This window comes from Methylotenera sp. (assembly GCF_013141425.1).
In the GTDB taxonomy this organism is placed as follows: domain Bacteria; phylum Pseudomonadota; class Gammaproteobacteria; order Burkholderiales; family Methylophilaceae; genus Methylotenera.
Map to the genome: position 1 here is coordinate 43,770 of NZ_JABFRA010000053.1, position 12,586 is coordinate 56,355.

A 12,586-nucleotide genomic window follows, 5' to 3' on the forward strand; every position below is an offset into this window, starting at 1 on the left:
AAAATTTATTCCCGTCTGCAACAAATAATAAGTGCCTTTCATGACCAAATATGTATTCGTAACCGGCGGTGTAGTTTCTTCTCTTGGTAAAGGCATTGCTGCCGCTAGCCTTGGTGCTATCCTCGAATCGCGTGGTATTAAAGTGACCATGCTCAAGCTTGACCCGTATATTAACGTTGACCCAGGTACGATGTCACCTTTTCAGCACGGTGAAGTGTTTGTGACCGATGATGGTGCAGAAACTGACCTTGATTTAGGCCATTACGAGCGCTTTATCAGCCAACGCATGGCGAAACGCAACAACTTCACCACAGGTCAAATTTACGAAACGGTCATCAAAAAAGAACGTCGTGGTGAATATTTAGGCAAAACTGTACAGGTCATCCCACACATTACAGATGAAATTAAAGCCCACGTTAAACGTGGTGCTGAAGGTGCAGATGTTGCGATTGTTGAAGTCGGTGGCACGGTTGGTGATATTGAGTCTTTGCCTTTTCTTGAAGCTATACGTCAAATGGGCTTTGAAGAGGGTAAAACCAATGCCTGTTACATCCATTTAACTTTATTGCCTTGGATTCCAACCGCAGGCGAACTCAAAACTAAACCAACGCAACACTCTGTAAAAGAATTGCGCGAAATTGGTATTCAGCCAGATATTTTGCTTTGCCGTGCAGACCGTAATATTCCTGACGATGAACGTAAGAAGATTGCTTTGTTCACCAACGTGCCTTCTGAAGCTGTGATTAGTGCGATTGATGCAGATTCTATTTATAAAATCCCAGGTTTATTGCACGACCAAATGTTGGATGAAATTGTCTGCCATAAACTCAATATTCTGGCAAAAGCGGCGGATTTATCCAGCTGGGAAAAAATCGCTTATGCTTTGGCCAACCCAAAACATCAGGTCAATATTGCCTTTGTGGGTAAATATGTCGATTTAGCTGATTCTTATAAATCACTTACTGAGGCTTTAATTCACGCTGGCATTCATACCGAATCTAAAGTAAAGGTTATCTACATTGATTCAGAAGATATCGAAGTAAATGGCACCGAAGTTTTAAAAGGTGTGGATGCAATTCTGGTGCCAGGCGGTTTTGGAAAACGTGGTACCGAAGGTAAAGTGGCGGCGATTCAATATGCACGTGAACATAAAATACCTTATCTTGGAATTTGCTTAGGTATGCAGCTCGCAGTCATTGAGTTTGCTCGAAACGTCGCTGGCTTGCTTGGTGCAAATAGTACCGAGTTTAACCCAGATGCCCCTCACAAACTCATTGGTTTAATTGACGAGTGGCAAGATGCTACGGGTAAATTAGAAAAACGTGATGAAAATTCAGACTTAGGTGGCACCATGCGTTTAGGTGCGCAGGTCTGTCCTATCGTGCCAAACACTTTGGCGGCAAGCATTTATGGTGCGCAAGTAAATGAGCGCCATCGCCATCGTTACGAAGTTAACAATCATTATGTCGAGCAATTAAAAGCGGCGGGACTGGTGATTTCAGCTAGAACACCCACGGAAGATTTGTGCGAAATGATTGAGCTGCCAAAAAGCGTGCATCCTTGGTTTGTCGCCTGTCAGTTCCATCCGGAATTTACCTCTAATCCACGTTCTGGACATCCACTATTCACGGCTTATGTGAATGCTGCGCTTGCACACAAAGGTGTTAAGTAGACGATTAAACGCTAAAAGTTATCAAGATTTTATAGAGGAAAAGTATGCAGTTATGTGGATTTGAAGTGGGTCTTGATAAACCTTTATTTTTGATTGCTGGGCCATGTGTGATTGAATCACAACAAATGGCGATTGATACGGCTGGCCAACTTAAAGAAATAGCGGCGGCACTGAATATTCCTTTCATTTATAAATCTTCTTATGACAAAGCCAACCGTAGCTCAAATAAAACGTTTCGTGGTTTTGGTATTTCCGAGGGATTAAAGATTTTAGATGAAGTGCGCCGCCAAATCGGTGTGCCAATTTTGACGGATGTGCATACCGAAGAACAAGTGCCAGAAGTGGCAAGCGTAGTAGATGTATTGCAAACTCCCGCATTTTTATGTCGTCAGACAGATTTTATTACCGCTTGCGCAAAATCTGGTAAGCCAGTGAATATCAAAAAAGGCCAGTTCATGGCACCGGGTGATATGAAAAACGTGGTGCAAAAGGCTTATGAAGCGAATGGCAATCAAGACACCATAATGGTGTGTGAGCGTGGGGTTTCGTTTGGCTACAATACGCTGGTTTCGGATATGCGTGGTTTGGCGATTATGCGCGAGACCAATTGCCCCGTAGTGTTTGATGCAACGCATTCGGTGCAACAGCCAGGTGGTCAGGGCGATAAAAGTGGCGGTCAACGTGAGCATGTGCCAGTCTTGGCCCGTGCGGCGGTTGCAAGTGGTATTGCCGGTATCTTTATGGAAACGCACCCTGATCCTTCAAAAGCCTTATCAGATGGCCCCAACGCTTGGCCATTGCATAAAATGAAAGATTTATTAGCGGTATTGGTTGATTTGGATCGATTAGTGAAAAAGGCTGGTTTTATAGAATCAACCTTGTAAGCACTATCAATAAATTTGTGTAAGTAAAACTAAAACTAAGTAAATTTGAGGAGCTAGTCATGAGCGCAATTGTAGATATTATCGCCCGCGAAATTTTAGATTCACGTGGTAACCCAACCGTTGAAGTGGATGTATTGCTTGAAAGTGGCGTAATTGGCCGTGCCGCCGTACCTTCTGGCGCATCTACTGGTGCAAAAGAAGCAATGGAACTACGTGATGGCGATAAAGATCGCTACTTGGGCAAGGGTGTATTGCAAGCGGTTGATAATGTGAATACAGAAATCACCGAAGCCATTATTGGCCTAGATGCAGAAGAGCAAAGTTTTATCGATAAAACTCTGATTGAGTTAGACGGTACAGAAAATAAAGACCGCTTAGGTGCCAATGCGATTTTGGGCGTTTCAATGGCCTGCGCTCGGGCTGCGGCTGAAGAGTCCGGTTTACCGTTGTATCGTTATTTGGGTGGTTCTGGCGCAATGCAATTGCCAACACCCATGATGAATATTATTAACGGCGGTGCGCACGCAGATAATAGCGTGGATATGCAAGAATTCATGATTATTCCAGCTGGGTTGCCTTCATTTCGCGAAGCGATACGTTGCGGCGCGGAAGTGTTTCATCAATTGAAAAAAACCTTACATAAAAAAGGTTTAGCAACAACCGTGGGCGATGAAGGCGGTTTTGCACCAAATCTTCCTTCTAATGAAGCCGCTATCCAATTGATTCTGGAGGCGATTTCGGCTGCAGGTTATGAGCCAGGTAAAGATGTGTATTTGGGCTTGGACTGTGCAAGTACCGAATTCTACAAAGATGGTAAATACCATTTAGAATCAGAAGGTTTGTCACTGACTTCAGCGCAATTCACGGATTATTTAGCTAAATGGGTAGACAAATATCCAATCATCAGCATTGAAGACGGCATGGGTGAATTTGACTGGGAGGGTTGGGATATTCTAACGAAACGTTTAGGCAAAACCACGCAATTGGTGGGTGACGATTTGTTTGTAACTAACAGTAAAATCTTGCGTGAGGGCATTCAACGTGGCGTGGCAAACTCAGTGCTTATCAAAGTAAACCAAATCGGTACTTTAACTGAGACCTTCCAAACCATTGAAATGGCAAAACGTGCAGGGTATACCGCGGTGGTTTCTCATCGTTCGGGCGAAACTGAAGACACGACGATTGCTGATATTTCCGTGGCTACGAATGCGCTACAAATTAAAACAGGTTCATTGTGCCGTTCTGAGCGTATTGCTAAATACAATCAATTGTTACGTATTGAAGAAGAGTTAGGCGATGCCTCAAGTTATGCAGGTTTAGGTGCATTTTATCAACTGTTTAAATAGCTTTAGTCTTTTTAATTGAAAGCACTGACGCTAATTTTCGTTATCCTCATTGCCTTGCTGCAGTATCCGCTGTGGTTAGGCAAGGGCAGTTGGTTACGTGTTTGGGATTTAAGTCGTCAGCTTGCAACACAGCAAGAAAAAAACACTATATTAAAAGCGCGAAACGCTACTTTGGATGCTGAAGTGCGTGATTTAAAGAGTGGACGTGCCGCCATTGAAGAGCGCGCCAGAAGTGAATTGGGGATGATAAAAAAAGATGAAGTTTTTTATCAGGTGCTGGAAAGTTCAGGAGTAAAACCAGCCGAGAATTCACCCTTGCCACATTCAGAAAAATCAGTAAAAAGTAGCGATTAACCCGTATAGAGAATTCTGGCTGGCTACCCGTTGCCAAATGCCCATTATCCGATACATGGGCCCAAGAACATTCTTATTTAATAAACTCAGGCCTATTTAACTAGTTCGGTCTTCTCTAATGTGTTAAAGGATATGGTGGCTGTTGTATTTCTACCTTGACTGTATTAATAGACAAGGCCTCAGCTTCAGCACTCTCTTGCCGAATTTCTGCCAGTGCATCATAGCCACCTGCCGGTGCTGGCGAGCTTCTAACCACTTTTCCAACGATTTCACCGTTATCGTTAAGCACATCATTCCCCGCTTGTGGTGGGGTGGATGTATTGAGATGTGCAAGGTAGGTGCGGCGTTTGACTTTGCCCAAATAATGGGTTCTGGCAACAATTTCCTGGCCCGTATAGCAACCTTTTTTAAAGTTGATTGCTTCCAGTAAATCAAGATTAACCATTTGTGGCACAAACGCTTCTTGTGTTTGCAGATAAATATCAGGGATGCCCGCTTGAATCTCTAGCCATTCCCAGCATGGTTTACCTACTGGTTTGCAATTTATTTTAAGCACTTGCCAAATTTCTTTTGCACTTGCTGTATTGCTTATAATTTCAAAACGAGGTAGGTTGCCGGGTAAGCGGACTAAAGTGCCATGTGCTGAGTTGCTTGTACTGTAGGCCTGCAACGGAACGTCCGGAAAGAAAGGCGAAAGTAAATCAGCAACGCTACTGCCACTAAGGCCAATTCTTACTAAGCTGTCAGAAACATCGTTAATGTTAACTTTAGCACGCATGACATACATTTTTAGGCGTTTAGCGATTGGTTCAACCAGCTTTTGATTGAGTTGTAAATGTAGTTTTTGATTATGTGAAAAGGCGAAGAATAATGCCAAAAGGCGACCTTTAGCACTGCAATAGCCCGTATAGTGTGCATTTAGGCCATTTAAAAGCTTCACATCATTCGTTACTTGGCCTTGCAAGAAACTAATCGCCTCCTCGCCACTGATTTCCAATAAGCCGAGATGTGATAAATCACAAATGCTGTTTTCATTTTGTGTAAAAAGCAATTCTTTTTGCGTATTACCAAAAGAGGTAATCGTCTCATTATTAAAAACGGCACCTTGTATGAATTGATATTCTTGCCAGTCGTTGTTTGCCATGTGGTACTCTTTATGAATTGATTTGGTTAAGTCTGTTTCGCTTATTATATCTTGAACTAATATCATGAAGCCGATTACATTAATCTTGCAACCCTCAATAAAACTTACGGTAATACTTGTCATTGCCGGGGTGTTCTTTGGTGCCTTACTGTTACTGGTGTCGATGCCATTTTTGGTCGTTATTCTTTTTCTGCTAGTTGTTTTACTCGCTACCATTTATTTTGTAATGCGGGATGGATTGCTTTCATTACCTTGGGCATGGAAGAAAGTGGAATTAAATAAAGCGGGCGAATGGCGATTTACGCAAAATAATGGACTGAGCCTGACTTATAACATTGCGAATGATAGTTTTGTAAGTGAATATTTAACTGTATTGCATCTCTTGCCAGCGCATTATCGCTGGTTTAAGTTTTGGCAACACCGCTATGTTTTGCTGTTACAAGATAACACTGAGGCTGATTTTTTTCGAAAACTGCGCGTAAGTTTACTATGGGGAAAACTGACTGTAGACGTTCAATCTAAAGTTATTGAAGAAGGGGAGTGATTGCTTAATTGATGGCTAGATTGAGTTTGCTTTTTACCTGAAAAACGTTTTTTTAATTTTTTGAGTGGATGTTGTGGTACATAAGCAAACAACAGTATAAGTCCAGCCAGTGTTCCTAATAGCCAATCAATTGAGATGGGCGTCCATTCTCTACGTGCAGGTTTTTGTTTTCTCATGGCCGATAAAAGTGCCTGTAGGTTATCACCACGCACGTAAGTAGCGCCAATTTCTTTAGCCATGGCCATCATGCTTGTTTCAGAAAGTTTGGCTATGTAGCGGTCATTTACACTTTCAGCAACGTCACGCTTGCGTTTAAGCAACCCTGCCGCTGCAATTGGCGCAGCCCCTGGGGCTAATTGCATGCTTTCGTGTGACCAATAACCGATGAGCTGATTTTTTTCGGTGAATTTTGGAATGGCGGCACCTTGCATGCTACCAATGCCAACCAGTAACCAGCCGTCTGCATTTTGTAATGTGCTTAAATCGCGTGTATTAAAGGCGTGCAGCTTTGGCGCCTCCTCACCATCGCTAAAATAGACGACTTGAGCTGGTTCAGGAAAGTTACTCACGACGCGAGCAGAAGACAGCATACTTTCACGCACACGGCTATCTGCCGTCCAGGCGCTACGCCAGTCAATGTGATCTAGTGTATCTTGTATAGAAGAGAAATTTTCGCAAACATCAATCGGAAGATAGAGCGTAACCACGTTGACGCCAGAAAACATGCCTAAACCGACTTTGGTGCCACAAGGCAGGGACGAAATTGTTTCACGCAATATTTGCTTCGTGTAAGCAATGCGACTAACGGGTTTTCCATTAATTTTCATATCTACAGTGTTCATGCTTTGGGTAATATCAATCACCATAAAGTAGCTGTAGATATTATGTTTTACTGGTACGGTAGGTCTAAACAACGCAATGGCGAGCAATATAAAACATACCAATAATAGGTATAAATCTTTGTGATGGATAAATTTTCGAATTAATTTGTTCAAGTAAATGAATGGTCAATTAGTTAATGTGATTATCGTGTGCGATTGCGGATTCATTGCCGCTGTAGCGTAGTTTAAAGTCTTTTTTATACAATTTTAGTGTAGTTTTAATTTGTTGGATAGGATGTCGATTGATGTAAGCGGCTAACAATAGCAGGGCGGCCAGCGAGGCAAGTATCCAACTGAGATCAAAGGGCGCAACATCGCGCCTAGCAGGTTTTTGCGCCTTCATCGCATCGATTACGCTATGGAAATTGTTACCCAGTACATAGGTCCCGCCAACTTCTTTGGCTAAGGACTTTAGGTATTCACTGCTGAGTTTTGAAATGAAACGGTCATTTTCACCGGCAACGTTATCGTCGCGAACACCAAGTGTGGATTCTGAAATCTGAGCGATACCTGGTTGCAATGCAAAGCTTTCATTTGACCAATAGCCAATGACCTGATTTTTTTCACTTAATTTAGGAATAGCTACACCTTTTTCAGAGCCTACACCAACAAATATCCAGCCGTCAGCTCCTTGAAAGCTTGTGAGGTCTTTGGTGTTGAAGGTGTGTAATTTCGGCGCTTCCTCGCCATCAGTAATCATGATTACCTGCGCTGGTTCGGGAAAGCTGCGGATGATTCTTGCGATACCGTAAAGGCTTTCTCGCACACGACTATTGCCAGACCACGCCGTGCGCCAGTCCAGATGGTCTATGGTGTCCTGAATCGCTGCAAAATTATTACAGACCTCAATTGGCGTATACAGCGCGGCTACACTGTTACCTGCAAAAAGCCCGATGCTTACCTTTGTACCGCAAGGCAAAGATGAAATGGTCTCGTGCAATATCTTTTGCGTATGAGCGATCCGCGTAGCAGGTTTACCATCGATTTCCATATCCACAGCATTCATACTTTGCGAAATATCTGCAATTAAAAAATAGGTATAAATGTTGTGTTTAATTGGGATGGACGGCTGAAATAGAGCTGCTATCAGACACAGTAATGCGCCGCCCAGCAAGACAGTATCACGATTTTTTTTGAAATAAATGAACCAGGATTTCATTTAACTACCTTATGTTTAGATTGATTTTTTAAATTTAAGGTAAGCCATTTGGAATATTCCCCATAATCAGACCAGGCGAATCGGATTCGCCAGTGCCTGGTGTTGGATTTTCTGGCAATAAGGAGATTACGCGATCTAAATTACGGCGTGTGCCCCAGTTGCTATTGTCCTGTTTGAGTGCTTGTTTGTAAGAGCTATGCGCTTGGTTAAGTAAGTATTCGACCTCATCGCGTACTTTAGAGTCGTTGCCACCACCAACTTGCAATGCTTTTAAGAAAAACATATTGCCAATATTGTGCTGTACCGCTGCGCGTTGGCTGGGCGTGCCTTTTTGTGTTAATTGCGAGTAGAGTAAAGTCGATTCTTTAAAACGCTCGTTTTTAGCGAGCCAATACGCAGTTGAATAGCGTGCTTCAAAGCTTTGTCTATCTGTTTGCGGATTTTTCCCACTGGTAACTGCTTGATTAAAAGCGCTTATCTGACGAATACGATTGAGGTCATAGGCTATGCCAATAGCCGATGCAATGGCGATGACGACTAATATTAAGCTCACTTTATTTACACTTAATTTGGGTAAGTGAAATGTCATTTTTTTGCACTCCAAGTTCGAACTTCTAAATATTTGACGCTGAGTAAAAGCCCAATCATCAGCACCGCAATGAGGTAGCAGAGTTGAGTAAAATCATGCCCTGGTATTTTTTCAAAATACTTGATCGGTTTTTTTTCTTTTTGGTTAATGTCCGCCATCGCAGCGGCGAGCGATTTTGGGTCTTCAGCCTCGTAAGCGCTAAAAGGTGTTCTTAAGGTTTTGAAGTAATAGTAAAGTTCAACTTCTGTTGGCAGTGCTTCTTCGTAGTGCGATTCATATTTTGGGTCAAAAATGGTTACGCCACCGGGTTGGCGCAAAACCACCCAATAAAGTGAAATGTTATAGCGTTGTAGCCAATCACGTAATTTCTGCTGAATCTCCCAACTGACGCGGCCAGCGCCATCTGAAATCAGAATGATGGCACGTGAACCTGAATCGGGTACTTTTTCAAATAAACCAACGGCACTGGTTAATCCGCCACCGATATTAGTTTGAAACAGTGAGTTTCCAGCAGTTGCTTTGATGGCCGCTAAAATAGCTTCACGGCTTTCGGTAAGAGGTAAGACGTACATGGCAGAATTACTGAATGTAATCACACCAATCATGTCGTTTTTACGCGCATTCACAAAGTCTGTCATTAATCTGGCAGCTGCGACTGATTTTGTTTCGCCAACACGACCTTCGGCGGTCCCGCCAGAGAATGGATCGTCCATACTGGCGCTTCTATCGATTACCATGCCAATTTGTGCGCCTACACCAATACGTTCGACTTTTTGTTCAAGGCTATGTGGACCAGCTAAGCCAAGAATGATGCATAGTAAAGCGATAGCAGCTAAGACTTTAAGCAAAAAGCCAATAAAATTCGATAGAGGGTCGCTTGGTAACATGTCTACCCAGGAGTAGCTTCGTGTATGCGAGCGCTCAAGCAAGATTGGCAATAAAGCCAATGGCAGCAGCCATAATATTAATGGATGAACAAACGCCATTATTTACTCGTTTCTGGAGTCAGTCCACGTTCACAATCACGCAGGCGTCGGCAGAATTTTTGTAGCCAGGCTTTTGAATTCTCGCCTAAGTTGGTGGCGGCGGCGGATTCAAAAAAGACTTGCCGTGACAAGCCAAAGAACTGTTCTATTTCAGGTTTAACAACAGAAAAAGCAGGTTTGGCAGTTATCAATACGTCAATATTATTGCCGAACAGACTTGTGCCAGCGGTCTTGTTTAATGCTTCATGAAGGCGACTAACCGCTTGTTCTAAACCTTCTGCCGTGTCGGGAGTTTTCCGAATTGCACGATAGGCTTTTGCAAAGGGTGCGCCCATTCTGGGTAGCCAGGCACGCATGCCGAAGATGTAGAGCAAGCTTAGTAAAGATAGGCCCAGTAGCACGCATAATATTTTGATTTGTTGTTTTTCTTTCCCAGAATCCAATTTTAATGGCGGAATGAACGGACTCATTTCTTCTTTCAGTTTTACCGCACCAAACACAGAAAGCGGCGAAATGCGAAAGCTGTAAGAGGGGATACGATACTGCACGACATCTTTATTATTAGTATTTCTAAGCTTAACAATTTCTGCTCGAAGCGCGGCTGGTTTTGCTAATTTTCCGGTAGTAAAAACTTGGTAACTCAAATTGATGACATGGGTCACGCTGTCGCTATTTTGTTTTTCTTCAGTACTAATATTGATGAGTTCGATGCCAGAAATCTGGCCTTTATAGCGATGCTCATAACCCACTATCGGCAGTGATTCTTTAACTAACTGATAAGGTTTTTTAATGGTTAGGGTAATGGTTCTATCCAGAATATCGCCCACAACAAAGCCTGCATCGCGTGTTGGATTGCTTTCTTGAATCGACACGTATTTTGGGTTGACGTCTGGTAAAACGATGTCAGCGAAGGCGAGTTGGGCAAAAATAAAATTGCCAATTATCAACAATACACACTTGTAAAAGTTTGCTTTTAAAAAACTGGGTTTTAAATATAAAGTTTGCATAAATAGACTCATGTTTTAAGCGGCCACGTATTGGTGGAAATAATCGGATAATAGGTCAGCATCAAAGTTGTTTTCTACAAAAAACGGCTGCATGTCGAAGCGTAAAAATAGATTTTCAATCGCAACACGCCTGTCTTCAAAGCTTTTCAGAATACGGTCGCGGTATTCTTTGCGCAGAAAAAGCGTGCGCTTTGCGCCAGATTCTGGGTCAGTAACATTGGCAATGCCAAACTCGGGTAAATCTTTGTATTCAGAACTATTCCAAAGCACAATGGGAACAATATGATGGCGCTGCATCAATACCAAGGTTTCTTCTAAATCAGCCATAGGCATATGAAAATCGGAAACCATAAAAATTAGCGAGCGTTCACGTGGTAAAAGTCGGACGCTTTCTATAATGCCTCGGCTGCCAACTTCCTGCGGAACGTAGGTTCTTAAATTTTCCGCCATTTCAACTGTTGTGTGCGGCCTGGCAGAAAGCGTGCAAAGCCAATCTTCGCGCACCACATCATCAAAGCCAATAAAGCCGATTAAATCACGATTACGCGTAGCCGATTGTGCTGCCGATTGTGCAATGTCGGCCGCGATGGAGATTTTTGTTTTGCCGTTGCCGTATTGCATAGAGCCCGACAAGTCACATAGTACAAACACAGGGGTTACGCTTTTTTGGTTGAAAATGCGCACATGAATTTGTTCTAAGGGGTCACGTATGGTCTGGCGGATATCAATGCGGCGTGGGTCCGGGTATGACAACAGCGTGGTGTGCCCACGAAATTCCATGCCCATGCCGCGCTGGTTGCTTTTATGCCTACCTGGACGTCGCGAACGCGAACGCCATGCGATATGGTAGCTAAACTCTTTTATAGGCTCGGGAGTCATTGAAATAATCGGTAATAAATAATGATTGTTTTGTTGTAGTTGTGTAGTTTTAGTCGAGTAGTTAAGGTGTAGCGATGGCATTGATGATGCCGCTTAACATATCGCGCGCGATTTCAGTGCGGCGCATTTCATATACTGGGCTAAACACTAAACGATGCGCAACCGTAGAGTGGAATACCGCATGGATGTCTTCTGGCAAGACAGCACTACGCTCATTTAGCCACGCATTCACACGGGCAGCACGTAACACCATAGCCATACCACGCGGGCTGGCACCCGATAACACTAAGCGGTTCATATCAACGCCCGATACTTTTACTCCGAAATCGGTTGGCGTTTTAGTGGCACGCCACAAATTAAGCACGTAGCTACGTAATGTGGGGCTGGCGGTAATACTGTTTTGCAATAAGCTGGCGAAACTGTTCAATTGATCAAACTGCAATAAGTTTTCAGGAACATTAGCCACCAGTGCGTCTGCATCATGAAAGCGAGTATCAAATACTAGAGATTCCATGATATGTTCATCCGATGGCACCACGATTGGAATTTCCATCATAAAGCGATCACGTGCGGCAGAGGGAATATCAAACGTTTCTTCTTTTTCTACCTGGTTGCGGTCTGCAAAAACCAACATGTGCGGGAAGTAATGTTCTTTATTAAATGCGGTTAAAGAGCGCTCAGCCATTACGCGTAATAAAAGTGAATGTACTTGTGGGCGAGCACGGTTAATTTCGTTGAAGAAGAAAACGGACAAATTCTCCCCCGACATTAAAATCGGCCCAGGGCTTACGTGCGGCTTACCATCTTCACCCAAATAGGTGTGGTAGACCAAATCGTTCGGCATTAAGTCAATCGTACCTTCAATACGCTGATAGCCACCACCAATACCGCGCGTGAAAGCACGTAACAAGGTAGTTTTACCGACCCCCACATCCCCCTCAAGCAACACATGACCGCGCGCGAAAATGGAAGTGGTAATCAAGCGCACTGGCGTTTGTTGACCAACAATAACCTTGTTAACTTCAGACTCTAAGGTAAGTGCATGATTGCGCCAATCGGCAAGTTGTGTATCGCTCATTTAATGTGCCCTAAGTAAGTGATTAGTAGTAATTGATTTGTTAAAAGTTTGTAACAGAATGTT

The 12,586-nt window shown here is 43.2% G+C and carries 13 protein-coding genes; 5 read left to right on the forward strand and 8 right to left on the reverse strand.

The genetic code is table 11. The features are described from left to right. Window positions 1-40: 40 nt before the first annotated feature. The 4 genes from HOO90_RS04490 to ftsB are packed head-to-tail and all read left to right on the forward strand — an operon-like array spanning window position 41 to window position 4,256. A complete protein-coding gene (locus HOO90_RS04490; RefSeq protein WP_292839924.1) occupies window positions 41-1,672 on the forward strand; it encodes a CTP synthase in 1,632 nt (543 codons plus the stop codon). A gap of 44 nt (window positions 1,673-1,716) precedes the next feature. Further along, window positions 1,717-2,556: a 3-deoxy-8-phosphooctulonate synthase gene (gene kdsA / locus HOO90_RS04495; protein WP_292839927.1), complete on the forward strand. Its 840-nt coding sequence runs from the start codon at window positions 1,717-1,719 to the stop codon at window positions 2,554-2,556. Between the two features lie 59 nt (window positions 2,557-2,615). Then, window positions 2,616-3,902 carry a phosphopyruvate hydratase gene (gene eno / locus HOO90_RS04500; protein ID WP_292839930.1) on the forward strand — a complete coding sequence of 429 codons (1,287 nt, stop codon included), beginning with the start codon at window positions 2,616-2,618 and terminating at the stop codon, window positions 3,900-3,902. Window positions 3,903-3,917: 15 nt separating this feature from the next. After that, a complete protein-coding gene (gene ftsB / locus HOO90_RS04505; protein ID WP_292839933.1) occupies window positions 3,918-4,256 on the forward strand; it encodes a cell division protein FtsB in 339 nt (112 codons plus the stop codon). Between the two features lie 115 nt (window positions 4,257-4,371). Here ftsB and HOO90_RS04510 read toward each other — a convergent pair whose 3' ends face one another. Then, window positions 4,372-5,400, reverse strand: coding sequence for a folate-binding protein (locus HOO90_RS04510; protein ID WP_292839936.1), 1,029 nt, complete (start codon window positions 5,398-5,400; stop codon window positions 4,372-4,374). Between the two features lie 64 nt (window positions 5,401-5,464). Between HOO90_RS04510 and HOO90_RS04515 the strand changes: the two genes are divergently transcribed. Then, entirely contained in the window at window positions 5,465-5,944 is a 480-nt protein-coding gene (locus HOO90_RS04515; protein WP_292839939.1) for a protein YgfX, read from the forward strand. Here HOO90_RS04515 and HOO90_RS04520 read toward each other — a convergent pair. From HOO90_RS04520 to HOO90_RS04550, 7 genes are all read right to left on the reverse strand, one after another. Continuing rightward, complete coding sequence (locus HOO90_RS04520) at window positions 5,914-6,873, reverse strand: VWA domain-containing protein (protein WP_292839942.1); 960 nt, start codon at window positions 6,871-6,873, stop codon at window positions 5,914-5,916. The two genes, HOO90_RS04515 and HOO90_RS04520, sit on opposite strands and share 31 nt — an antisense overlap. Window positions 6,874-6,955: 82 nt before the next feature. Further along, on the reverse strand, window positions 6,956-7,984 hold the full coding sequence (locus HOO90_RS04525; protein ID WP_292839945.1) for a VWA domain-containing protein: 1,029 nt from the start codon (window positions 7,982-7,984) through the stop codon (window positions 6,956-6,958). 34 nt (window positions 7,985-8,018) lie between these two features. Beyond that, the gene (locus HOO90_RS04530; protein ID WP_292839948.1) at window positions 8,019-8,573 is read right to left on the reverse strand and encodes a hypothetical protein; all 555 of its coding nucleotides are present in this window, start codon (window positions 8,571-8,573) and stop codon (window positions 8,019-8,021) included. Further along, a complete protein-coding gene (locus tag HOO90_RS04535; protein WP_292839950.1) occupies window positions 8,570-9,559 on the reverse strand; it encodes a vWA domain-containing protein in 990 nt (329 codons plus the stop codon). Before HOO90_RS04535 ends, HOO90_RS04530 begins: the two co-directional genes overlap by 4 nt. Continuing rightward, on the reverse strand, window positions 9,559-10,578 hold the full coding sequence (locus HOO90_RS04540; RefSeq protein WP_292839953.1) for a hypothetical protein: 1,020 nt from the start codon (window positions 10,576-10,578) through the stop codon (window positions 9,559-9,561). Before HOO90_RS04540 ends, HOO90_RS04535 begins: the two co-directional genes overlap by 1 nt. Before the next feature lie 3 nt (window positions 10,579-10,581). Then, window positions 10,582-11,445: a DUF58 domain-containing protein gene (locus HOO90_RS04545; RefSeq protein ID WP_292839965.1), complete on the reverse strand. Its 864-nt coding sequence runs from the start codon at window positions 11,443-11,445 to the stop codon at window positions 10,582-10,584. Window positions 11,446-11,506: 61 nt separating this feature from the next. Beyond that, entirely contained in the window at window positions 11,507-12,523 is a 1,017-nt protein-coding gene (locus tag HOO90_RS04550) for a MoxR family ATPase (RefSeq protein ID WP_292839956.1), read from the reverse strand. Window positions 12,524-12,586 lie beyond the last annotated feature (63 nt).

What these genes read in the sequence shown, in the direction of transcription:
- kdsA (WP_292839927.1), top strand. Translation starts at nt 1,717, where the DNA reads ATGCAGTTATGTGGATTTGAAGTGGGTCTTGATAAACCTTTATTTTTG.
- HOO90_RS04515 (WP_292839939.1), top strand. Translation starts at nt 5,465, where the DNA reads ATGAAGCCGATTACATTAATCTTGCAACCCTCAATAAAACTTACGGTA.
- HOO90_RS04510 (WP_292839936.1), bottom strand. Translation starts at nt 5,400, where the DNA reads ATGGCAAACAACGACTGGCAAGAATATCAATTCATACAAGGTGCCGTT.
- HOO90_RS04525 (WP_292839945.1), bottom strand. Translation starts at nt 7,984, where the DNA reads ATGAAATCCTGGTTCATTTATTTCAAAAAAAATCGTGATACTGTCTTG.
- HOO90_RS04545 (WP_292839965.1), bottom strand. Translation starts at nt 11,445, where the DNA reads ATGACTCCCGAGCCTATAAAAGAGTTTAGCTACCATATCGCATGGCGT.
- HOO90_RS04540 (WP_292839953.1), bottom strand. Translation starts at nt 10,578, where the DNA reads ATGAGTCTATTTATGCAAACTTTATATTTAAAACCCAGTTTTTTAAAA.
- HOO90_RS04550 (WP_292839956.1), bottom strand. Translation starts at nt 12,523, where the DNA reads ATGAGCGATACACAACTTGCCGATTGGCGCAATCATGCACTTACCTTA.
- HOO90_RS04490 (WP_292839924.1), top strand. Translation starts at nt 41, where the DNA reads ATGACCAAATATGTATTCGTAACCGGCGGTGTAGTTTCTTCTCTTGGT.
- HOO90_RS04530 (WP_292839948.1), bottom strand. Translation starts at nt 8,573, where the DNA reads ATGACATTTCACTTACCCAAATTAAGTGTAAATAAAGTGAGCTTAATA.
- HOO90_RS04535 (WP_292839950.1), bottom strand. Translation starts at nt 9,559, where the DNA reads ATGGCGTTTGTTCATCCATTAATATTATGGCTGCTGCCATTGGCTTTA.
- eno (WP_292839930.1), top strand. Translation starts at nt 2,616, where the DNA reads ATGAGCGCAATTGTAGATATTATCGCCCGCGAAATTTTAGATTCACGT.